19 protein-coding genes and 1 tRNA gene are annotated in these 22963 nt (G+C 35.9%); 15 read left to right on the plus strand and 5 right to left on the minus strand.

The window, feature by feature from the left end; all coding sequences use genetic code 11:
• Positions 1-6: 6 nt before the first annotated feature.
• Positions 7-1071: a LacI family DNA-binding transcriptional regulator gene (locus tag XYLOR_RS04040; protein ID WP_036877194.1), complete on the minus strand. Its 1065-nt coding sequence runs from the start codon at positions 1069-1071 to the stop codon at positions 7-9.
• Between the two features lie 201 nt (positions 1072-1272).
• Here XYLOR_RS04040 and XYLOR_RS04045 point away from each other — a divergent pair, with 201 nt between their 5' ends.
• The 5 genes from XYLOR_RS04045 to XYLOR_RS04065 all read left to right on the plus strand — a co-directional run bounded on the left by XYLOR_RS04045 (position 1273) and on the right by XYLOR_RS04065 (position 7822).
• Entirely contained in the window at positions 1273-2298 is a 1026-nt protein-coding gene (locus XYLOR_RS04045; RefSeq protein WP_036877196.1) for a sugar kinase, read from the plus strand.
• Between the two features lie 19 nt (positions 2299-2317).
• Entirely contained in the window at positions 2318-2989 is a 672-nt protein-coding gene (locus XYLOR_RS04050) for a bifunctional 4-hydroxy-2-oxoglutarate aldolase/2-dehydro-3-deoxy-phosphogluconate aldolase (RefSeq protein WP_036877197.1), read from the plus strand.
• A 49-nt stretch (positions 2990-3038) separates the two neighbouring features.
• On the plus strand, positions 3039-6494 hold the full coding sequence (locus XYLOR_RS04055) for a DUF5112 domain-containing protein (RefSeq protein ID WP_154655750.1): 3456 nt from the start codon (positions 3039-3041) through the stop codon (positions 6492-6494).
• A complete protein-coding gene (locus XYLOR_RS04060) occupies positions 6481-7206 on the plus strand; it encodes a DUF5932 domain-containing protein (RefSeq protein ID WP_036877199.1) in 726 nt (241 codons plus the stop codon). Before XYLOR_RS04055 ends, XYLOR_RS04060 begins: the two co-directional genes overlap by 14 nt.
• A gap of 64 nt (positions 7207-7270) precedes the next feature.
• Positions 7271-7822, plus strand: coding sequence for an ABC transporter substrate-binding protein (locus tag XYLOR_RS04065; RefSeq protein WP_154655659.1), 552 nt, complete (start codon positions 7271-7273; stop codon positions 7820-7822).
• A 5-nt stretch (positions 7823-7827) separates the two neighbouring features.
• Here the strand turns inward: XYLOR_RS04065 and XYLOR_RS04070 are convergent, their stop codons facing one another.
• Positions 7828-8337, minus strand: a complete 510-nt coding sequence (locus XYLOR_RS04070) for an NUDIX hydrolase (RefSeq protein WP_154655660.1) — start codon at positions 8335-8337, stop codon at positions 7828-7830.
• 6 nt (positions 8338-8343) lie between these two features.
• Positions 8344-9174, minus strand: a complete 831-nt coding sequence (gene ispE, locus XYLOR_RS04075; protein WP_036877202.1) for a 4-(cytidine 5'-diphospho)-2-C-methyl-D-erythritol kinase — start codon at positions 9172-9174, stop codon at positions 8344-8346.
• Between the two features lie 100 nt (positions 9175-9274).
• On the opposite strand from ispE, the gene dnaB reads away from it, so the two are divergent.
• From dnaB to XYLOR_RS04115, 8 genes are all read left to right on the plus strand, one after another.
• Positions 9275-10798, plus strand: coding sequence for a replicative DNA helicase (dnaB, locus tag XYLOR_RS04080; protein ID WP_036877204.1), 1524 nt, complete (start codon positions 9275-9277; stop codon positions 10796-10798).
• Between the two features lie 20 nt (positions 10799-10818).
• Positions 10819-11508 (plus strand): SGNH/GDSL hydrolase family protein, encoded by a 690-nt coding sequence (locus XYLOR_RS04085; RefSeq protein ID WP_036877205.1) that lies wholly within the window; start codon positions 10819-10821, stop codon positions 11506-11508.
• Between the two features lie 311 nt (positions 11509-11819).
• Positions 11820-13319, plus strand: a complete 1500-nt coding sequence (locus XYLOR_RS04090; RefSeq protein ID WP_036877206.1) for a 2-isopropylmalate synthase — start codon at positions 11820-11822, stop codon at positions 13317-13319.
• Between the two features lie 12 nt (positions 13320-13331).
• Positions 13332-14726: a 3-isopropylmalate dehydratase large subunit gene (gene leuC / locus XYLOR_RS04095; protein WP_036877208.1), complete on the plus strand. Its 1395-nt coding sequence runs from the start codon at positions 13332-13334 to the stop codon at positions 14724-14726.
• A gap of 46 nt (positions 14727-14772) precedes the next feature.
• Positions 14773-15363 (plus strand): 3-isopropylmalate dehydratase small subunit, encoded by a 591-nt coding sequence (gene leuD / locus XYLOR_RS04100; protein ID WP_036880656.1) that lies wholly within the window; start codon positions 14773-14775, stop codon positions 15361-15363.
• On the plus strand, positions 15342-16910 hold the full coding sequence (locus tag XYLOR_RS04105) for a hydroxymethylglutaryl-CoA lyase-like TIM-barrel protein (RefSeq protein ID WP_036877210.1): 1569 nt from the start codon (positions 15342-15344) through the stop codon (positions 16908-16910). The genes leuD and XYLOR_RS04105 overlap by 22 nt, the downstream gene beginning before the upstream one ends.
• A 25-nt stretch (positions 16911-16935) precedes the next feature.
• On the plus strand, positions 16936-17997 hold the full coding sequence (leuB, locus tag XYLOR_RS04110) for a 3-isopropylmalate dehydrogenase (protein WP_036877212.1): 1062 nt from the start codon (positions 16936-16938) through the stop codon (positions 17995-17997).
• Between the two features lie 73 nt (positions 17998-18070).
• Positions 18071-18751 carry a tetratricopeptide repeat protein gene (locus XYLOR_RS04115; protein WP_036877214.1) on the plus strand — a complete coding sequence of 227 codons (681 nt, stop codon included), beginning with the start codon at positions 18071-18073 and terminating at the stop codon, positions 18749-18751.
• Positions 18752-18758: 7 nt separating this feature from the next.
• Here the strand turns inward: XYLOR_RS04115 and XYLOR_RS04120 are convergent, their stop codons facing one another.
• Positions 18759-20063, minus strand: a complete 1305-nt coding sequence (locus XYLOR_RS04120) for an NCS2 family permease (protein ID WP_036877217.1) — start codon at positions 20061-20063, stop codon at positions 18759-18761.
• Positions 20064-20066: 3 nt separating this feature from the next.
• Positions 20067-21101 (minus strand): diacylglycerol/lipid kinase family protein, encoded by a 1035-nt coding sequence (locus XYLOR_RS04125; RefSeq protein ID WP_036877219.1) that lies wholly within the window; start codon positions 21099-21101, stop codon positions 20067-20069.
• 162 nt (positions 21102-21263) lie between these two features.
• Between XYLOR_RS04125 and spt the strand changes: the two genes are divergently transcribed.
• Both spt and XYLOR_RS04135 read left to right on the plus strand, forming a co-directional pair.
• Entirely contained in the window at positions 21264-22451 is a 1188-nt protein-coding gene (spt, locus tag XYLOR_RS04130; protein WP_036877221.1) for a serine palmitoyltransferase, read from the plus strand.
• Positions 22452-22527: 76 nt separating this feature from the next.
• Positions 22528-22601: transfer RNA gene (locus XYLOR_RS04135), tRNA-Pro, on the plus strand.
• Positions 22602-22963 lie beyond the last annotated feature (362 nt).

The raw sequence follows: 22963 nt of genomic DNA on the forward strand, positions 1-22963 counted from the left end.
AATAATTTACAACTGTGTCCGCCTGTAGAAATCGACATTTTCCTTTAGTAGAATTTCTATAGGCATATAATTTACCGGACTCACTTCTTTATGCAATACAATAGCTTCAAAAAGAGTTTCCATACAAGAGTAGCCTTGCATATATGCATGCTGCGCAATCAGAAATGAAATAGAACCCTGACGTAGACAGGCTGCATTTTTACCTACCATATCATATCCCATAATCTGTGTGTCGCGGCGGTTGGTGCGCAAAAGATATTCACCTACAAGGTGAGCCTTTGAAGATAGTGTTATGCAATGATGTACCATTGGATGCTGATTGAAAAACGAATCCAAAATAGCATCATATTTTGGTTTGTTCTCTTCTAATGGTAAATCAACATCTATAATTTTTATATCAGGGAAATGATCGTGCATATAATGCCTGAAACCAACCTCACGGTTCTCCTGTTGTTTACTTTCAACAATACCACTGTTGGTCTGTCGCATAAGCATGATTTCTTTTTCCTTGTTTGCAATAAGCATAAGCATTTTTGCAGCAAAATATCCGCTCTGGAACGAATCCTGTCCATAAAATGACAATGGTTTCAAATCGGGCATATATGAGTCTAATAATACAAAAGGTGTCTCTCTTTCATGCAATTTGTCTGTAAACTGGCGCGTAACCTCTAGCGTGCTTGGTACAATGATAACACCATCTGGAGATGCTTCAAGGCATTCTTTAGTTACCTTTACGAAAGTATCTAGATGGAAACGCTTATAATATTTGATTTTGACTTCTATATTAAAATCTCTTCTGGCATCACATGCCTTAGCTGCACCTTCTTCTATTTCTTCCCAATAAGCTTCTGACTCGTGCTTAGGTATAATAAGCCAGAAAACATATGATTTGTTATATGCAAGAGCACTTGCATACATGTTGGGCTGATAATTGATTTCTTTGAGGACTTTATCAACTTTTTCGCGTGCAACTTTTGAAACATTAGGGCGATTGTGTAAAATTCTGTCGACAGTTCCAACCGATACACCAGATTTCTCAGCGATATCTTTGATTCTTATTTTTCCAGCCATCGTAATAATTGAATTAAAAGTTTAAGTTTCCGGCTGTAAAATTAGCAATAATTTATGAATTGTGCGAGTACACAATGAAAAAAAATGTAAAGAATGCATTTTTTGTTGATTTTATTACTAACTTTGCAAAGAATGTGTTATTTTTGTGCACGCAAACAGAATATTATAAAAATAAACAACTACAATTAAAAAATTAAGAAAATGGCAAAAGTCGTAACATTGGGTGAAATTATGCTCCGTCTTTCTTCTCCAGGTCAGAAGAGATTCGTGCAGAGCGAGTTCTTTGACGTGATTTATGGTGGTGGAGAAGCTAACGTTGCAGTTAGTTGTGCCAACTATGGACATGAAGCATATTTCGTCAGTAAATTGCCAAAGCATGAAATCGGTCAGTGCGCAGTGAATTCGCTTCGCCGTTTCGGTGTAAATACGGATTATATAGCTCGTGGTGGTGATCGTGTAGGTATCTACTATCTCGAATCAGGTGCTTGTATGCGTCCTTCAAAAGTTATCTATGATCGCGCCGGCAGTTCAATAGCCGAGGCTGATCCAGAAGATTTCGACTTTGATAAAATAATGGAAGGTGCTCAGTGGTTCCATTGGAGTGGTATTACTCCGGCTATCAGCGATAAAGCTGCTGTACTTACTAAGTTGGCATGTGAAGCAGCTCATCGTCATGGAGTAACTGTTTCTTGTGACCTTAACTTCCGTAAAAAACTATGGACATCAGAGAAGGCTCAAAGTATTATGCGTCCCCTGATGCAGTATGTAGATGTATGTATAGGTAATGAAGAGGATGCACAATTGTGCTTGGGATTCAAACCTGATGCAGATGTTGAGCATGGTAAGACTGATGCAGAGGGATATAAAGGAATTTTCCAGGGCATGATGAAAGAGTTTGGGTTCAAGTATGTAATTTCTACACTACGTGAAAGCATAAGTGCAAGCCATAATGGTTGGAAGGCCCTAATATATAATGGAAAAGAATTTTATCAGTCTAATAGATATGATATTCTTCCCATTGTTGACCGTGTTGGTGGTGGTGATTCCTTCTCTGGTGGTGTTATCCATGGTCTGCTTACATATCCTGACAATCAGGGTAAAGCTTTGGAATTTGCAGTTGCAGCATCAGCGCTAAAGCATACAATACCCGGTGACTTCAATATGGTAAGTCGTGAAGAGGTTGAGAGTCTTGCCGGTGGTGATGCATCAGGCCGTGTACAAAGATAAATAAAACAAATTATACATAATGGCAAAATTTAATAAGCTGCAGGTTATGACTGCAATGAAAACAACCGGTATGGTTCCTGTTTTCTACAATGGTGATGCTGAAATAGTAAAAAATGTGGTTAAAGCCTGTTATGATGGTGGCGTACGTGCATTTGAATTCACTAACCGTGGTGATTTCGCTCATGAAGTATTTGCTGAGGTTAACAAATGGGTTATTAAGAACTGTCCTGAAATGATTATGGGTGTTGGCACTGTTGTTGATCCTGCAACTGCCGCTCTATATATTCAAGAAGGTGCTAATTTTATTGTTGGTCCTCTTTACAATCCTGATGTTTGCGCTGTATGCAACCGTCGTCTGGTACCTTACTCTCCTGGTTGTGGAAGTGTAAGTGAGATTGGTTTCGCCCAAGAGCATGGATGTGATATTACTAAGGTTTTCCCTGCAGGTAATGTAGGTGGTCCATCTTTTGTAAAGAATGTCTTGGCTCCTATGCCATGGTCAAATATCATGGTAACAGGTGGCGTCTCTCCTGATGAAGAAAATCTTACCAACTGGATCAAGGCTGGTGTTATGTGTGTAGGCATGGGCAGTAAACTGTTCCCTAAGGACGTCATAGCAGCTAAGAACTGGAAGGCAATTTCAGATAAATGTGTAGAGGCTTTTGGTTACATTGCTAAAGCTCGCGCATAAAAACATTATACTAAAAAGTTCTGTATGGATTATTTCCATATGGGGCTTTTTGGTCTTTTCAGCTTGTTCTAACCGAGATAATAGTAGGATAGATAAGCTGAATAATATAGCTTACGTGCAGCATTATAGGAATCTTGATGCTGTAAAATTATACGCAGACAGTGCATATAATTTATCCAAAGGTTATGATGATGGTAGAGCCGAAGCTTTAAACAATCTTGCTTTTGTCTGTACAATGCGTATGAATTATGCTAAAGCTCGCAGACAACTGGATGATGTTTATAAGTTGACAGATAATCAGGTGGAATTGCTTATTGCTGATGTGCAAATGATGCGTTTGTGCCAGAGAATGTCAAAGAATAAAGAATTTTATGATTACCGTGAACAGGCAAAAAGACGTCTTCGCCGTATAGACGAGGAAAAAGGTATGCTTTCTGAACGGCTTCAAAAGAGATTTGTATATGCTGAATCTGAATTTTATATAATTTCTTCAACATATTACTATTATGTTGGTCTTGAACAAAACTCAATAAATGAGTTGCAGAAGATTGATGCAGATATGCTGATGCAAAAAGATACAGCTCAGTACTTGGATTATCTATACAATATAGGTTCTGGTGGAATAATAACTGCATCAACACAAACGGATGTTAACCAACAGGAGTTTGATTATCTTATGCGATGTCTGCTCTTAGCTAATCAGATGAATTATCCATTTTGGGTGGCTAATAGTCTTCAATCTATATCAGAACATTTAATGGTGCCAGAGTCTCGTACACGACTGATACGTGACAATATGCCTGCTATAAAGTATCTTAATGTTGAACAACAACCTGATAGTTTGATGGCAGGGTATTTGGCTGAAAGATCTGTTGAAATATTTAAGAAATTTGGTGATCCATATCAGTTGGCAGGTAGTTACAGAACATTGTCTTCTTGTTATTTCTTTTTGGGTGATTATCCATCATCTATATATAATTTGCAAATGGCTCTTAATTCTAATAAGAATGTGTTAAGGGCTCCTGATTTAGTTGCTAGCATAAGAGAGCGGTTGAGTGTGACATATTCTGCAATGAATAATAAGCAGCAGAGTGATCGTAACCGCAATAAGTATATAGATATGCAGGAGATGACAAGACAAGACAGATATCTTGAATCGCGTGCAGAACAATATGACGCTACATCTACACAACTAAACTGGATGATTGTTGCTGTAGTATTAATGATCATTTTTATTATTGTTTTGTTATGGTTGTTTAATCATCTTAGAATAAACAGCAATGGCGAAGAACAGTTAAAGCAATTGCTTATACCATTACGTGAATGGCAAGAAAATAACAATAAGAAGATAACGGAGTTGGAAAATAAATATGATGACATAACAGAGGCAACAACTATGAATGTCATGCATATAATTAAAAATAGGAAACAAAATCTTGAGAACCGTGCAAAGGTTTCGTTGGTCTTAAGTATAACTCCATTTATTGACCGTATTATCAATGAAGTGAAAAGACTTGGTAATAAAACTGACAATGAAAAACTCAGGGAGGAACGATATAAATATGTTGCTGAACTTACGGATAAAATAAATGATTATAATAGTGTACTTACAGACTGGATACAATTACGTCAAGGGCAACTTAATCTTCATATAGAAAGTTTTGATCTACATAATATATTTGATACTGTAAGTCATAGTAAAATGTCATTTAATCTGAAGGGAATCACACTTGATATAAGAGATACACATGACAAGGTAAAAGCAGATAAAGTATTGACACTTTTCATGATAAATACATTAGCAGATAACGCTCGTAAGTTTACTCAGGAAGGTGGAATTGTAACTATAAGTTCAAAGTCAGAAAAAGATTATGTAGAGATATCAATTGAAGATACAGGATGCGGAATATCTAAAGAGGAGATTAGTAATATCTTTGATCATAAAGTATATGGCGGGCATGGTTTTGGACTAATGAACTGCAAAGGTATAATAGAAAAATATCGTAAGATAAGCAAAATTTTCAGTGTGTGTGCTATATCAGCCGAAAGTGAACTTGGTAAAGGGTGCCGTTTCTATTTCCGTTTGCCTCATGGTCTGATGAGATTTATGATAACAGTAATAGTCTTATTGTCAGGAATCACAGCAATTTCAGCAAACGGTAAAATTGGCAAAATTAACCCAAAGACTATACTAATGTCAAGAGCTGCTAAATATGCAGATTCTGCTTATTACAGTAATGTTTTAGGTAAGTATAATAGAACTCTTGATTATGCTGATTCATGCTTCAAATATATGAATAAGGTTTATCTACTATGTAAACCAAGAGGTAATAAACTAATTCTTAAATACAGTACTTCAAGTATGGTACCAGCTGAAATACAGTGGTTTAGGGACTCTCTGAAAATAAATTATGCCATAATAATAGATGTAAGAAACGAAAGTGCGGTGGCAGCACTTGCTCTTCATAAATGGTCTTTATATAAATATAATAATAATATTTATACTCAGTTGTTTAAGGAGACCAGTGCTGACTCAAAACTTGGACCATATTGTTTGGCAATGCAGAAGTCAGAAACTAATAAGACTGTAGCTATTGTTATTCTTATTTTGCTACTTATAAGTATAATACCGGCATACTATTTTCTATATTACAGACACAAATTGTATTATAGATTCTGTGTAGAACAGATTAAACATATAAATAGCATATTGTTAAGTGATGAGAGTGATGCGTGTAAACTGGAAAAGATAAAACCATTATCGAATGAAAGATATTCATTGCCATTACAAGATATTGTAAACCAAATACAAGAAGCCTTACAAATGTCTATAGATATGGACAATAGACAATATTATAATATAGAAATGGCTGAAGATGAACTGAAAAGGGCAGAATATGAAAATAATGAATTGCATATAAGCAATAGTGTATTAGACAACTGTCTGTCTACGCTGAAGCACGAAACCATGTATTACCCAAGTAAAATTCGACTTCTAGTAGATGGCAATAGTGACAACCTTAACGCGCTGAATGAATTAGTGGCATATTATAAAGAACTTTATACTATTTTAAGTTCACAGGCTGTACGACAAACTAAAAATGTACGTTATAAAATAAAACCTGTACAAGTTAAAGACTTTGCAGATACAAAATTAGAAGAGACTGTATTGTGTGATAAGGACATGATGTGTTATCTCTTTGATATCCTGCGTAAGCATACTGGATGTAAAAGACTTCCTGTAGATGTAGTGAATCAAGGTGACCAATATATAAACCTTAGGGTTCATGTTGCCGGAAATGCTGTAACAGACGAAGAAGCTCATTCTTTGTTTACTCCGTCTACACAACATATCCCATTTATGTTATGTACCCAAATTATAAGAGACCACTCGGAATTTACAAACTATAGAGGTTGTGGCATATATGCAGAAAATGAAAATAATGAGTTGATAATTAATATAATATTACCTAAAAATAAAGCTATACAATATGGAAAAATTTAAAGTTATTATAGTTGAAGATGTCCCTTTGGAATTAAAAGGCACTGAGGGTATCTTTAGAAATGATATACCTGAAGCTCAAATTATAGGCACCGCAGATAGTGAGATTTCATATTGGAAACTTATGAAAGAAAATAAGCCCGACTTAGTGCTACTTGATCTTGGTCTTGGTGGTTCCACTACTGTTGGGGTTGAGATATGTCGTCAGACTAAAGAGACGCGAAAAGGAATAAAGGTCTTAATATTTACAGGTGAGATTTTGAATGAAAAGCTTTGGGTTGACGTTCTTGATGCAGGTGCTGATGGCATAATACTGAAAAGTGGTGAGCTGTTGACTAGAGGAGATGTGCGTAGCGTTATAGAAGGGAAAAGGTTGGTATTCAATCAACCAATTCTAGAAAAGATTGTAGAGAAATTTAAGAACACGGTTGACAGCCAGCTGATTAGTCAGGAGGCTATTGTAAATTACGAAATTGATGAATATGATGAACGGTTTTTGCGTCATCTAGCTTTAGGTTATACAAAAGAGCAGATAACAAATCTTAGAGGTATGCCATTTGGGGTAAAAAGTCTTGAAAAAAGGCAAAATGAATTGGTTCAGAAATTATTCCCTGATGGTAATGGTGGAGTAGGTATTAATGCTACTAGATTAGTAGTAAGGGCTTTGGAGTTGAGAATACTTGATGTTGACAATTTAATACCAGATGAAGAATAAAGGTTCTAAGTTTTATTCAAGAACAGCATTATCATTAGTTATTATACAGATTGCTGTGGTGTTGATGTCTTGGCTGATAAACTCTGCTAATGGTAGCTCTACTGCCGTACGAAGTCTCCTCAGTGCGGAAGGAATCAGGTGGTTTTTTGGACATTTTGCAGAGAATCTTGCTACACCATACCTAGTCTGGATAATATTAGTAGCGATAGCTTATGGATCTGTAAAGTTTAGTGGAATAATAAAACCATTTAATGCGATACTAACTAAAAAAAGGGTCCTTTCGTTCAGAGAAAGAATTGCAATGTATGTAGTTATTACAGAGCTTATTGGTGCTGTCATTGTAATGCTTTTACTAACAATTGTTCCGCATGCAATGCTTCTAAGCGTAAGTGGATCGCTATTCCCAAGTAGTTTTAGCGAGAGCCTTATACCAGTGCTTGCCTTCGTTTGTATTTTATTGTCATTAAGCTACGGAACAATGTCTGGTAACTTGCCCGGAATTACGGCAATACTTGATTCTATGGCTGAAGGCATATATGGAGCAAGGTATATATTATTACTTTACGTTTTATTTGTGCAACTATTATTCTCTGTAGTATTTGTATTTAACCTTTAACACAACTATTCTTTAGAGAAAAATCTAAGATACTCACTTTCGAAGTTAGGCGTAAAAGTCTCTTTCCCTATATTTTCAAGGATCTCATTTTTACTCCAGAAACGACCACCATTAAGTTCTTCTTTATTTGGCTTTATTTCTCCATTATAGATAGTTTTGTGCACATATACAAGTTCTTTTTCTATTTTGCTTTTGAAAACATAATGACCTAAAGATACAGGAGTAAAACCCTCTATGCCAAGTTCTTCCTTTACTTCGCGTTTTAATGCTATTTCTACACTTTCGCCTAAGTCTATATGCCCACCCGTAGCAGTATCCCATTTGCCGGGCTGAATATCTTTCCAGTCAGGTCGCTTTTGTAGATACAAACTGCCACTGTCATTAAAAACATGCAGATGTACGACGGGGTGAAGTACTTTGCTTCCGTCATGTGCTTCACCACGGCTTATGCTGCCTATTACATTACCATTTTCATCAACAACAGGTAACAATTCTTTTTTATTATCCATAGCAATTTTATATTATAAAACTTCTGTTATAGTTATACAATTAGAAAACTCTTTACTTATATCAGAGGGCATCTTTTTGAATATGCCGAAAACAGCGCTGCCACTACCAGACATCATTGAGAACACCGCTCCCAAATCATACAAATGCTTTTTAATATAAGCAATCTCAGGATGTTCTGCAAAAATTGGTTTTTCAAAATCGTTACTTAATAATTTGTGCCAAGTTTCAACAGGCTGCTTCACAGCATCTATACATGATATTGTAGGTGATGCTGGAATAATTTTTGAATATGCTTGTGCAGTAGATACAGCTACAGGAGGTTTGACTACAACAATACTATAACCATTAAAATTGACATTTATTGGTGATAATATATCACCAATACCAGTAGCATATGATGGAACTGAATCTATAAAAAAAGCACAGTCTGCTCCAAGTTTTGCTGCGTATTTCTTCATCTGTATAGATGTTAATCCTAGGTCAAACTGTCTATTAAGAAGCTTTATTGCATATGCGCAGTCAGCAGAACCGCCACCCATACCTGCCTGCATAGGAATGTTCTTATACAAGTGAATATGTATACGAGGTATATTAAAGTCTGCTGATAAAAGATTATAGGCCTTTATTACCAGATTCTTTTGCTCATCGCAGTCAACAGATGTTCCTGTAATCTTAAGGTCTGCGTTTCTGAGAGAAGTAAACAGTGGATCCATCTCTGTAATCTCAATATCATCATATATAGGCACTGGATAAAATATTGTCTCAATATTGTGATATCCGTCAGGTCGTATGCCTACAATATTAAGTCCAAAATTAATTTTTGCGCAAGGTCTCGTTATCATTTCTTCTATTCTTTATTTTGTGGCAAAGTTAATATTTTATATCTTAATATGATTATTGTGAAAGATATTTTTTGTAAATTTGTAGCCTAAACTAAAAAAAATGCCAGCAGAAAATAACAAGAATCAAAGAAAACCAAAGCAACCTGTGCCAATTAATAATACTTATGGTCATTTACAGCCACAGGCTTTAGATATAGAAAAGGTTGTTTTGGGAGCTATGCTAATAGATAAAGATGCATTCTCTATGGTAAGTGAAATCTTGCATCCAGAGACATTCTATGAGCCTCGCAATCAAATGATATATCAAGCAATACAAGCTCTTTCACTGAAAGAGAAACCAGTTGATATATTTACTGTTATTGAGCAGTTGAAAACTGATGGAAACCTTGAAGAGGTAGGGGGCCCTGTATATATTACAGAGTTATCTCAGCATGTAGCTTCATCTGCTCATGTTGAATACCATGCTCATATACTTCAACAGAAGTTTCTTGCGCGCCAACTTATATCATTTGCAAGTGTAATAGAAACAAAGGCTTTTGATGATGGTGTGGATGTTGATGATCTTATGCAAGAAGCAGAGGGCTCGCTTTTCGAACTCTCACAAAAGAACATGCGCCAAGACTATACTCAGATTGATCCTGTTCTTAAACAGGCAATGCAAGATATTCAAAAGGCGGCTTCCAGGGCGGATGGACTTAGTGGTATACCTAGTGGGTATACAAAACTGGATGAAATGACTTCAGGATGGCAGTGTTCCGACCTCGTAATTATAGCAGGGCGTCCTGCGATGGGTAAGACTTCTTTTGCATTATCAATGGCTAAGAATATGGTCGTAGACTTTAACGTACCTGTTGCATTCTTTTCTCTTGAAATGAACAATGTGCAATTGGTAAATCGACTTATCTCTAATGTATGCGAAATACAGGGTAGCAAGATTATGAACGGCCAGTTAGCACCAGATGAATGGAACAGACTTGATAAAAATATACGAAGTCTGGAAGGCGCACCTCTTTATATAGATGATACTCCTGGACTTTCGATATTCGAACTTCGCTCTAAAGCAAGGAGACTTGCAAAAGAAAAAGGTATAAAAGCAATAATGATTGACTACCTACAGTTGATGAATGCTAATGGAATGAGATTTGGCAACCGCCAGGAAGAAGTTTCGACAATAAGCCGATCACTTAAGGGACTAGCTAAGGAATTGAATATTCCTGTAATAGCATTATCTCAGTTGAATCGTGGTGTAGAATCGCGTGAAGGTATTGAAGGGAAAAGGCCTCAGTTGAGTGACTTGCGTGAATCTGGAGCTATTGAGCAAGATGCCGATATGGTAATGTTTGTGCACAGACCTGAATATTATCATATTTATGCAGATGAAAAAGGTAATGACCTTCATGGCATGGCACAGATTATCATAGCTAAGCACAGAAAGGGAGCTATAGGTGATGTATTGCTTAATTTCCGTGGCGAATTTACCCGTTTTGAGAACCCAGATACGAATTCATATTTACCTCCAACAGTAGGTGGGGAAATATTAGGTTCAAAAGTAAACGGTAGTTCAATACCACCAATTGGCGATGGCGAATTACCTCCACCACCATCAAGTCCGCTTCCTTTTTGATAAAATTAATATATAATATAATGAAAAAGACAAGACTGTTATTGTTGTCATTGTTTGCATGCTTGGCTGTGTTTGCGCAAGGGCAAAGTGTATCAATACTTGGTGATTCATATTCTACGTACGAAGGATATCTTACGCCAAATACCAACGAAGTATGGTATTATGCTAAAAATGGACAGAAAAAAACTGATGTCACCAATGTGACGCAAACTTGGTGGTGGCAGTATATCAATGAAAACAAGTATAAGTTGTGTGTTAACAATTCATATTCAGGAGCTACTATCTCTTATACAGGATATGATGGTAATGATTATTCTGGTCGTTCATTTATAACACGTATGGATAATCTTGGGTGTCCTGACATAATATTCATTTTCGGAGCAACTAATGATAGTTGGGCAGGTTCACCTATTGGAGAATTCAAATACGGTGACCAGACAAAGGCTGATTTATATTATTTTCGTCCGGCAATGACTTTTTTGTTGGAACATATGAAATATAGATATCCCAATGTGAATATTTACTTTATTATTAATGATGGATTAAAGCAAGAAATAACATCTTCTATAAAAACAATATGCGATCATTACAATATAAAGTATATAGAACTACAAAATATAGATAAAATGAGTGGACATCCATCTGTAAAAGGTCACAAACAAATAGCAGAACAGATAGAAGCCGTATTAAATACTAAGAAAAAGAACTGATTTCATGTTTAAAATAAGTAATCGATGGCTAAAAATTGAAAATTGAAAGATTTTACGATAAAAAAGTTTCAATTTCTTTGTTTTATTCGTAGAAAACAATTAACTTTGCATCCATTAAAGAAAAATAGTTAAAAATGAAACGTCAAGACCTACTACACATTATTATTGATATTCGACTACAACGAGTGGGCGGGAGTGATGATGTGTGCTTTTAGATACTAACGTATTAAAATATTAGAGCCTTTCTCACTTCCGCAGTGTGAAAGGCTTTTTTATAATATGAAAATAGAACATTAAATAAATTAAATAAAATGAGTGACAGATTATTTATTTTTGATACGACTCTTCGCGATGGCGAGCAAGTTCCGGGATGTCAGTTAAATACAGTTGAAAAAATTCAAGTGGCAAAACAACTGGAGCAGTTAGGTGTGGATGTGATAGAAGCAGGCTTCCCTATTTCTAGTCCTGGTGACTACAATTCTGTGATAGAAATATCAAAGGCTGTAACATGGCCTACAATATGCGCACTTACTCGTGCTGTAGAAAAAGACATTGATGTCGCAGCAGAATCTTTGAAGTATGCAAAGCATAAGAGAATACACACAGGGATTGGTACCAGTGATTATCACATCAAATACAAATTTCAAAGTAATAGAGAAGAAATAATTGAACGCGCAATAGCTGCTGTTAAGTATGCTAAGAAATATGTTGAAGATATAGAATTTTATGCAGAAGATGCAGGACGTACTGATAATGAATATCTGGCACGTGTAGTAGAAGCTGTAATAAAGGCTGGTGCAACAGTCGTAAATATACCTGATACTACTGGCTATTGTCTACCATCAGAATATGGAGATAAAATAAAATATCTTATGGAACATGTTGATGGTGTGGATAAGGCAATATTATCAACTCACTGTCATAATGATTTAGGCATGGCTACTGCTAATACTTTCAGCGGAGTTGTTAATGGGGCAAGACAAGTAGAGGTTACCATAAATGGTATCGGTGAACGTGCAGGCAACACTTCTTTGGAAGAAATAGCAATGATACTTAAGTGTCATAAGAATTTAGGTATAGACACTAATATAAATACCACAAAGATATATCCTACCAGTCGTATGGTCTCAAGTCTTATGAACATGCCTGTACAGGCCAATAAGGCTATAGTGGGGCGTAACGCTTTTGCGCATTCGAGTGGTATACATCAGGATGGCGTGCTCAAAAATGTCTCTACTTATGAGATTATGGATCCAAAGGATGTCGGTCTCGATGATAACTCAATTGTATTAACTGCTCGTAGTGGTCGCGCTGCATTGAAGTACCGCCTTGGGGTTTTAGGTATAAATGTAGATGATGAAGAGAAGGTAGATAAAATATATCAAAACTTCCTTAAATTGGCAGATAATAAGAAGGAAGTAAACGATGATGATGTACTTATGCTCGCAGGTGCTGATACAGCTGAAGCACATGCAGTTAAACTAGATTATTTGCAAGTTACAACAGGAATGGGTGTGAGGAGTGTAGCTAGTATAGGCTTGGATATATCTGGACAGAAATTTGAAGAATCCTCTACTGGTAACGGACCTGTTGATTCTGCTATACGCGCACTAAAGAAGATAATTCAGAAGCATATGACGCTTAAAGAGTTTACTATTCAGGCCATAAGTAAAGGATCTGATGATGTAGGTAAAGTTCATATGCAGGTAGAATACGATGGTAATGTATATTATGGATTCGGAGCAAATACTGATATCGTTACAGCATCTGTAGATGCTTATATTGATTGCATTAACAAGTTTAGAAAATAACAATATATTAAAATGAATACATTATTTGATAAAATTTGGGATAAACATGTGGTTCAAATTGTTGAAAATGGACCAACTCAATTGTATATTGATCGCTTGTATTGTCATGAGGTTACTTCTCCTCAAGCTTTTGACGGCATGAGAAGTAGGGGACTTAAGTGTTTTCGCCCTGACCAAATATTTTGTATGCCTGACCATAATACACCGACCCATGATCAGGACAAACCTATTGCTGATCCTGTATCACGCAAACAAGTTGACACATTAGAGAATAATGCTAAAGAATTTGGATTGTCTTATTACGGTATGTTATCCAAGGATAACGGAATAATACATGTTGTAGGACCGGAAAAAGGATTGTCTCTTCCAGGTATGACTATTGTATGTGGAGATTCTCATACATCTACTCATGGTGCAGTAGGAGCTGTTTCTTTTGGTATAGGTACAAGTGAGGTGGAAATGGTAATGGCATCGCAGTGTATTCTACAACAGAAGCCAAAATCAATGAGAATAAATATAAATGGCAAATTGGGTAAGGGTGTTACAGCAAAAGATGTGGCTCTTTATTTGATGGCAGAACTTACTACTTCAGGAGCGACAGGCTATTTTGTTGAATACTCAGGTGATGTTGTTCGTGATATGAGTATGGAAGGACGTCTTACATTGTGTAATCTATCTATTGAAATGGGCGCACGTGGTGGATTTGTTGCACCAGACGATAAAACTTTTGCATATCTTAAAGGTCGCGAATACTCTCCTAAGGGTGTGAATTGGAACAAAGCTTTAGAATACTGGAAAACATTGAAGAGTGGTGATGATGCTGTATTTGATAAGGAACTCAATTTTGAAGCTGATGATATTGAGCCGCGTATAACCTTTGGAACAAATCCTGGCATGGGAATTGGTATCACTGAATGTGTTCCTACGCTTGATACTATTGACGAATCAGGTCAGGCTTCATTTAATAAATCATTGAAATATATGGGATTTAAACCAGGAGAAAAATTACAAGGGCATAAAATAGATTATGTATTTCTAGGAGCATGTACAAATGGTCGTATAGAAGATTTCAGAGCTTTTGCATCTTTGGTAAAAGGTAAGAAAAAAGCTGATAATATTATAGCATGGCTTGTCCCTGGTTCATGGACTGTAGACAAACAGATACGTGAAGAAGGTTTGGACAATTTATTAGAGGCAGCCGGTTTCGCAATACGACAACCTGGATGTTCTGCATGCTTAGCAATGAATGATGATAAAATTCCAGCAGGGAAATATTCAGTTTCTACAAGCAACCGTAATTTTGAAGGTCGCCAAGGACCTGGTGCACGTACTATTTTGGCTAGTCCGCTAGTTGCAGCTGCAGCTGCAATAACAGGGGTAATAACTGATCCAAGAGATTTAATGTAATAAGTAAAATGGTCACAATATAAGATTGATGATAAAATATAAAGCAATGAAACAGAAATTCAATGTAATAACAAGTAAATGTGTACCTCTCCCTTTGGAGAACGTAGACACTGACCAGATAATACCTGCTCGTTTTCTTAAAGCTACTGATAAAGAAGGTTTTGGTGACAATCTTTTTAGAGATTGGAGATATGATAAAAATGGTAATTTAAACAAAGACTTTGTATTGAACGATCCTACATATGGAGGTTGTATATTGGTTGCAGGAAAAAACTTTGGATCTGGAAGTAGTCGTGAGCATGCTGCTTGGGCTATAGCTGGATATGGTTTTAGAGTAGTGATAAGCAGTTTTTTTGCAGATATACATAAAAACAATGAACTAAATAATTTTGTTTTGCCTGTTGTTGTAAGTGAAGATTTTCTCTCTGAATTGTTTGAAAGTATAAAGTGTAATCCTAAAATGGAAGTAGAAGTTGATCTTCCAAATCAGACTGTAACTAATAAGGCAACAGGGAATAGCGAACAATTTGAAATAAATAGATATAAAAAACATTGCCTCATGAATGGACTTGATGATATCGATTATTTGTTGCAAAGCAGAGATATGATAGAGGGATGGGAAAAGAAAAACAAATGACAAACACATATCGTCGTATACCACCGTATATAGAGATAATGGATTGTACTCTGCGTGACGGAGAACAAACTAGTGGTGTTTCGTTTCTTCCCCATGAGAAATTAATGATTGCACGACGACTGCTGAAGGATGTTAATGTTGACAGAATTGAAGTAGCATCTGCTAGAGTTTCTGAAGGGGAAAAAGATGCAGTCAAAATGATATGCAGATACGCAGAACATGAAAATATGCTCAACAGGGTAGAAGTTCTTGGGTTTGTAGACGGAAATTTGTCTATCGATTGGATAAATGATTGTGGTTGTCGAGTGATTAACCTGTTAGCAAAAGGTTCCTTAAAACACTGTTTGCAACAATTACACAAGAGACCTGAAGAGCATATTGCTGATATAAAGGATTCAATTAATTATGCAAGTCAGAAAAATATGGATGTTAATCTATATCTTGAAGACTGGAGCAGTGGAATGAAGGATTCACCTGATTATGTTTATCAGCTTATGGATGCATTGGTAAATACCAAAATAAGGCGTTTTCTATTACCAGACACATTAGGTATCTTAAATCCGTTACAGGTTATAGAATTCTTTAGGAAAATGCTGAAAAGATACCCTGAAGCGCATTTTGATTTTCATGCACACAACGATTATGACCTTGCAGTAAGTAATTCACTTGCAGCAGTACTTAGTGGTGCAAAAGGGCTTCACGTAACGGTGAATGGTTTGGGCGAGAGATGTGGAAATGCGCCATTAGCTAGTGTACAGGTTATACTTAAGGATCAATTTCATGCTAATACAAGCATGAATGAAAGTAAACTTAACGATATAAGTCGTCTTGTAGAAGGATATTCTGGTATAGCAATTGCACCGAATCAACCGATTGTAGGTGAAAATGTTTTCACTCAAGTGGCAGGAGTACATGCAGATGGTGACAATAAAGATAATTTATATTGTAATGACCTTATGCCTGAACGTTTTGGGAGAAAAAGAGAATATGCGTTAGGGAAAAATAGTGGCAAGGCTAACATTGCTCGTAATTTGCAAGATTTAGGATTGGAGCTTTCACCAGAACAAACCAAAAAGGTTACAAAACGGATTACAGAGCTGGGAGATAGAAAGGAAATCGTAACACCAGATGACTTGCCATATATTGTAAGCGATGTACTTAAGCATAATGTACCAGAAGATAAAGTAAAACTTGTAAGTTACATGGTTTCATCTTCTTATGGATTGAAACCTTTAGCAAGTATTAAAGTCGACATAAATGGAAATGAGTATGAAGCTGATTCAACTGGTGACGGACAGTATGATGCTTTTGTGAAAGCTCTAAGAAAAATATACAAGAATGCTTTAAACCGTACATTTCCGACTCTTCAGAATTATGCAGTTACCATACCTCCTGGAGGTAGAACTGATGCTTTGGTTCAGGCGGTTATAACGTGGAGGTTTGATGATGGTAAGTATATCCGAACTCGTGGACTAGATGCGGACCAGACAGAAGCAGCTATTAAAGCTACATTCAAGATGCTAAATATATTAGAAGAGGGTAAATAGAAAGTTCAGATAAAAACATAAAATTATGAAATTAAAAATTGCAGTCCTTTCAGGAGATGGAATAGGACCAGAGATTATGGAACAAGGCGTTAAGATAATGAACGCTATAGCCGAAAAGTTTGATCATCAGGTTGAATATAATGAGGCAATATGTGGAGCACACGCTATAGATGAGGTTGGGGATCCTTTTCCGGAAGCTACATTTAAGGCTTGTAAAGATGCTGATGCTGTGCTGTTTGCTGCTGTTGGAGATCCAAAGTTTGATAATGATCCAACAGCAAAGGTTCGCCCAGAGCAAGGACTCCTTGCGATGCGCAAAAAGTTAGGATTGTTTGCTAATATACGACCTGTACAAACATTCAAATGTCTTGTACATAAATCACCTTTGAAAGATGAATTGGTTGATGGGGCTGATTTTATATGCATACGTGAACTTACAGGTGGAATGTATTTTGGAGAGAAATATCAAGATAATGATAAAGCTTATGATACTGATTTATATACACGTCCGGAGATAGTTCGTATATTAAAAGTTGGTTTTGAATATGCTCGTAAACGGAATCATCATCTCACTGTTGTAGATAAGGCTAACGTACTTGCATCTAGCAGACTATGGCGCCAGATAGCCAAAGAAATGGAGCCTCAATATTCTGATGTTAATGTTGACTATATGTTTGTGGACAATGCTTCAATGCGTATGATATCAGAACCAAAATTCTTTGATGTAATGGTAACAGAAAATACATTTGGAGATATTCTAACAGATGAAGGTAGTTGCATCTCCGGCTCTATGGGACTGTTACCATCTGCATCTACAGGTGAGAGCACACCAGTATTTGAGCCTGTACATGGATCTTGGCCACAAGCTAAAGGTCAGAATATTGCTAATCCAATAGCTCAGATTCTATCAGTTGCTATGATGCTTGAGTACTTTGATTTGAAAGAAGAAGGTGCTTTAATTCGTAAAGCCGTTAATGCATCATTGGATGAAAATGTGCGTACACCAGAAATACAGATTGAAGGTGGTGCAAAATATGGTACAAGAGAGGTTGGCTCATGGATTGAAAACTATATAAAGAATAATTAATTTATTATCATTAGGCCACGGATTATGTATTTAAATAAGCACATCGTCTGTGGTTTTCTTAATTTATCAGAATATGAAATACAAATTATATTTATCAATAATACTTGTTGCGCTATCAACACAAATGTCAATAGCACAAGAATTCACTAAGTGGAAAGATTCTCTTAATATAGTAAATAAGCAATTGATGTATCATCAAGATTCTTTAAATCTGCATCTAAATAAGGCTGCAATAAATATTCAGATGGAGCACTGGGATTATGCGATAGATGAGTATAACTTTGTATTAGGAAAGCAACCGTTTAACCCCGCTGCTTTGTTTTATCGTGCTTATGCATATGATCATCAGAAAAGATATAAATTCGCACGTGCAGATTATGAGAAACTTTTGAAAATATTACCTTTCAACTTTGAGGCACGGTTGTCTCTTGCTCTTGTCAATCAAAAAGATCATCATTATACAGATGCATATGATGTTATTAATCATCTTGTAGAAATGTTTCCAGATAGTGCTAATGCATACGCTGGACGTGCTGGTATTGAATCTGAACGAAATATGTATGATGTTGCAATATACGACTATGGTGAAGCAATACAGCGTGCACCTGATAATACTAATTTATATATAGCACGTGCTAATTTATATATAAAGTTGAATAAGTATAACGAAGCCCGTAATGATCTTGAAGCAGCAGTAAAAAAGGGCGAAAACCGCGCGGCATTGCGCGAGATGTTCGCCCGTTGTGGAAAGTAAATTTTGTTTATCCAAAAATGAACTTCATAACAAACAATATAGATAATATGCACAACATAATGTTTAAGTCATGCACTTTGTTTGTACAAAGTTTAATAATAACATATGACAAAATACCAAGGCATATACCGTCTGCAATAGAATAGGTGAGTACCATTGTAATCATTGTTATAAAAGAAGGAAAGGCCTCGGAAATATCATTAAGATCTATTTTTTTTATGCTGTCAATCATTAGTACACCAACCATTACGAGGGCACCTGATGTTGCTGCAGATGGAATAAGCAAAAATATTGGTGATAATAATAATGATACAATAAAAAGAATTCCTGTAGTGAATGCTGTGAGGCCTGAACGTCCTCCTTCTGCGATACCGCTTGCACTCTCAACATATGTCGTAATAGTACTACTTCCAAGTAATGCTCCGCAGGTTGTACCGATAGCATCACTCATCATAGCTTCACTAACATGTGGTATCTTACCATCAGGTTGAACAATTCCTGTTTTTTCAGCTAATCCTACAAGTGTCCCTATTGTATCAAAGATATTTATGATAAGGAGAGAAAATATAATAAGAAACATTTTGAATGTGAAGAATCCGTGAAAATCAAACTTACAGAATATAGGTGCCAAAGAATGAGGTGCAGATATAGGAGACCAGCCCGTAGGTAAATGTGTAACACCCATAGGAATTCCAACTATAGTGGCAAATATTATTCCAATGAAAAGAGCTCCTTTTACGTTTCTCCCCATAAGTATTCCACTTACTAAAATGGCAATTATACCAAGAATAGATGTATATGTGAATTGTCCCAGTGCAACGCATGTATTAGGATTTGAAACAATTATTCCGGCATTTTTAAAGCCAATGAAAGCAATAAACATACCGATACCTGCAGATATTGCATATCTAAGGCTTTGTGGTATACAATTAAGAATCATTTCACGTATATTAAAGAACGTGATAACTAAAAATATTATTCCTTCAACAAGCATTGCTGCAAGAGATTGTTGCCAACTGAGTCCCATGGCCATACATAGTGTATAGGCAAAAAATGCGTTAAGTCCCATACTCGGGGCTTGTGCGAAAGGAAGTTTGGCCATGAACGCTAATAACAATGTTGCAATTGCTGATGATAATGCAGTAGCTGTAAACAACGCTGCTTTATCCATACCTGTAGAAGCTAGTATAGCTGGATTAACAGCAAGTATGTAACTCATAGTAAGGAATGTTGTCGCACCTGCGATTAATTCTGTCCTTAATCTCATAGTTTTAGGATTAAAACCTAAAAGTTTTTCTAATGTACCAATCATGTATTATAATCTATTTAATTTTCTAAGTAATAATTTGTTTATTACATAAATTTTTCTGCGTTGTTTTCCAATATCTTCACGTATCAAATTCATGTTATTGAAAAAATCGCTGAATGCATTCAATAAAACATTCGGTTGTGTACCATTCTCTGCATCGGGATTGACAATCATCTTTATTCCACAACTTTCAATGTGCACATCCACATCTTTATCAGTGATAATTGGGTCACCGTCATAGTGAATCACACCTGGTTTTTCCCTATTAATATGTATCTTTTTTGCCTTGAAGGTTTTTATCTTACTGTTTTTGTCAAGAGTCTTATTAAACATATCTATGCTAATCTGTGGGGCATCAAACATTGTAAATGGTTCCATAATTATAACATCCATCAGACCATCACTCATTGATGCTTGTGGAGCTATATAAGCATTATTACCATATTGTGATGCATTTGCACAAGCTATTAGAAAAGCTTTATACTTATGTTTCCCATTTTCATCCTCTATAATGTAAGTTTCAGGTTTATAATTTAAACCCTCTTTGAGGACATTCTCAACATATGTAATAGGACCTCGTTTGCCTGCTTCTGCAAATTTCATGCTGATAAAAGCATCAAATCCCATTCCGCACGTGCAAAAGAAAGGCATATTGTTAATTATACCATAGTCCAAAGATTCAATCTTACAGTTATTAATAATAGCGATACTTTTATGTATATTAATAGGAATTTGCAAATGTCTGGCTAAACCGTTACCTGAGCCACATGGAATAATTCCTAAAGCTGTATCTGTATGAACAAGTGATCTTGCTACCTCATTCACAGTACCATCACCACCTACAGCTACAACTATAGGATACATATGGTCAACAGACCAATGAGCTATTTCAGCTGCGTGACCTGCATATTCAGTAAACGAAATGTCATAATCAAACTTTTCTTTATTGATCTTTTTATTGATCAAATCAGGTATGTTTTCTTTATTTTGCGTACCTGAAATAGGGTTGATTATAAACTTTAATTTGATTTTACTAGCCATAATTTGCAAAAATACAATATTTATATAAATCTTCAACGCTATTTTGAATAAAAAATGACTAAAATAAATATTTCTTTTAAAATTGTGCGATTTTAATAACATTTTTACTAACTTTGCAGCCTATAATTAATATTGTAGAGCAATCTACACCTATTTAATAAGATGGGACAATTACAAGAAAAATACAAAAATTATCGCGAACCGCAGAGATATATGTCTGCAGGTGTTTACCCTTACTTCCGTGCTATTACAGGAAAACAAGGTACAGAAGTGCAAATGGAAGGACATAATGTTCTTATGTTTGGATCCAATGCTTATACAGGTCTTACGGGAGATCAGAGAGTTATAGATGCGGCCAAAAACGCTTTGGAAATTTATGGCTCCGGTTGTGCAGGAAGTAGATTCCTAAATGGTACATTAGACCTTCATATCAAGCTTGAGAAAGAATTAGCTGAGTTTGAACATAAAGATGAAGCTTTATGCTTCTCAACAGGTTTCTCTGTTAATTCAGGTGTGATATCAGTTATTTGTGGTAGGGAAGATTATATAATATGTGATGATCGTGACCATGCTAGTATAGTTGATGGTCGTCGTCTCTCATTCGCAACTTGCCTAAAATACAAACACAACGACATGGAAGACTTAGAAAAGGTCCTTCAAAAGTGTCGTCCAGATGCTATTAAACTTATTATTGTTGATGGCGTGTTTTCAATGGAGGGTGATTTAGCTAATTTACCTGAAATTGTAAAGCTAAAGCACAAGTACAATGCTTCAATTATGGTTGATGAAGCACATGGCTTAGGAGTTTTTGGAAAAGAGGGAAGAGGTGTTTGTGATCATTTTGGACTTACTGATGATGTAGACTTGATTATGGGCACATTCAGTAAAAGTCTTGCTAGTATTGGAGGTTTTATAGCATCTGATAAAGATACAATTAACTATCTTCGCCATACATGTCGTACATATATATTTAGTGCGTCAAATACTCCTGCTGCAACAGCTGCTGCCATGGAAGCATTACACATTATACGTAAAGAACCAGAACGCATAGAGAATCTTTGGAAAGTTACGAACTATGCATTGCGTCGTTTCAAGGAAGAAAAGTTTGAGATAGGTGAAACACAAAGTCCTATTATTCCTCTTTACGTTAGAGATGTTGATAAAACATTTTTGGTTACAAAGTTAGCATTTGATGATGGAGTCTTTATAAATCCTGTTATTCCTCCTGCATGTGCGCCACAAGATACACTAGTAAGATTTGCTTTGATGGCAACTCATACAGAAGAGCAGGTAGAAAGAGGTGTTCAGGTGCTTAAGAAAATATTCAAAGAGCAAAATATTATAAAATAATTGCTGAAAAATTTGCAAGAGTCGAAAAAAGTTCCTACCTTTGCAACCGCAAATGAGAAACAAGGCTCTTAGCAAACGGGGCGTAGCGCAGCCCGGTAGCGCTCCTGGTTTGGGACCAGGCGGCCGCAGGTTCGAATCCTGTCGCCCCGACAAAGATAAAATGAAGTGGTTTCTGAGTTTTCAGAGATCACTTTTTTATTAATATGTACTTTCCTATTAATATATTCTCAGCTATTTTTAGTCAGTTTGTAAACTTTGTGATTTAACAATCAGGACTCTCTTTTGTATAAAAAGCATATCTTTAGAGCATCCCCAAAAAGTCATTAGATTTTAAATAAATTTTGTTCATGTTCTTTCTAGCCGAATACTGATTATTTTTTAATTTACTTATTCGATTGGGATAATTATTAAGTTTTAAGACTTTAACATAAATCAGACACTCTTAAATAAATGAAATCATTAAAATGAATATCCAAATTATTCTATCTATTATATCCAGAAAAACAATAGAT

It is taken from the genome of Xylanibacter oryzae DSM 17970, assembly GCF_000585355.1.
Lineage (GTDB): Bacteria > Bacteroidota > Bacteroidia > Bacteroidales > Bacteroidaceae > Prevotella > Prevotella oryzae.

Excerpts from the sequence above, each read along its gene's own strand:
- XYLOR_RS04050 (WP_036877197.1), top strand. The coding sequence starts at position 2,318 with ATGGCAAAATTTAATAAGCTGCAGGTTATGACTGCAATGAAAACAACC.
- ispE (WP_036877202.1), bottom strand. The coding sequence starts at position 9,174 with ATGATAACGAGACCTTGCGCAAAAATTAATTTTGGACTTAATATTGTA.
- XYLOR_RS04125 (WP_036877219.1), bottom strand. The coding sequence starts at position 21,101 with ATGGCTAGTAAAATCAAATTAAAGTTTATAATCAACCCTATTTCAGGT.
- XYLOR_RS04120 (WP_036877217.1), bottom strand. The coding sequence starts at position 20,063 with ATGATTGGTACATTAGAAAAACTTTTAGGTTTTAATCCTAAAACTATG.
- XYLOR_RS04090 (WP_036877206.1), top strand. The coding sequence starts at position 11,820 with ATGAGTGACAGATTATTTATTTTTGATACGACTCTTCGCGATGGCGAG.
- XYLOR_RS04060 (WP_036877199.1), top strand. The coding sequence starts at position 6,481 with ATGGAAAAATTTAAAGTTATTATAGTTGAAGATGTCCCTTTGGAATTA.
- leuB (WP_036877212.1), top strand. The coding sequence starts at position 16,936 with ATGAAATTAAAAATTGCAGTCCTTTCAGGAGATGGAATAGGACCAGAG.
- XYLOR_RS04065 (WP_154655659.1), top strand. The coding sequence starts at position 7,271 with ATGTCTTGGCTGATAAACTCTGCTAATGGTAGCTCTACTGCCGTACGA.
- XYLOR_RS04045 (WP_036877196.1), top strand. The coding sequence starts at position 1,273 with ATGGCAAAAGTCGTAACATTGGGTGAAATTATGCTCCGTCTTTCTTCT.
- spt (WP_036877221.1), top strand. The coding sequence starts at position 21,264 with ATGGGACAATTACAAGAAAAATACAAAAATTATCGCGAACCGCAGAGA.
- dnaB (WP_036877204.1), top strand. The coding sequence starts at position 9,275 with ATGCCAGCAGAAAATAACAAGAATCAAAGAAAACCAAAGCAACCTGTG.
- XYLOR_RS04040 (WP_036877194.1), bottom strand. The coding sequence starts at position 1,071 with ATGGCTGGAAAAATAAGAATCAAAGATATCGCTGAGAAATCTGGTGTA.
- leuC (WP_036877208.1), top strand. The coding sequence starts at position 13,332 with ATGAATACATTATTTGATAAAATTTGGGATAAACATGTGGTTCAAATT.
- XYLOR_RS04085 (WP_036877205.1), top strand. The coding sequence starts at position 10,819 with ATGAAAAAGACAAGACTGTTATTGTTGTCATTGTTTGCATGCTTGGCT.
- XYLOR_RS04105 (WP_036877210.1), top strand. The coding sequence starts at position 15,342 with ATGGGAAAAGAAAAACAAATGACAAACACATATCGTCGTATACCACCG.
- XYLOR_RS04115 (WP_036877214.1), top strand. The coding sequence starts at position 18,071 with ATGAAATACAAATTATATTTATCAATAATACTTGTTGCGCTATCAACA.
- leuD (WP_036880656.1), top strand. The coding sequence starts at position 14,773 with ATGAAACAGAAATTCAATGTAATAACAAGTAAATGTGTACCTCTCCCT.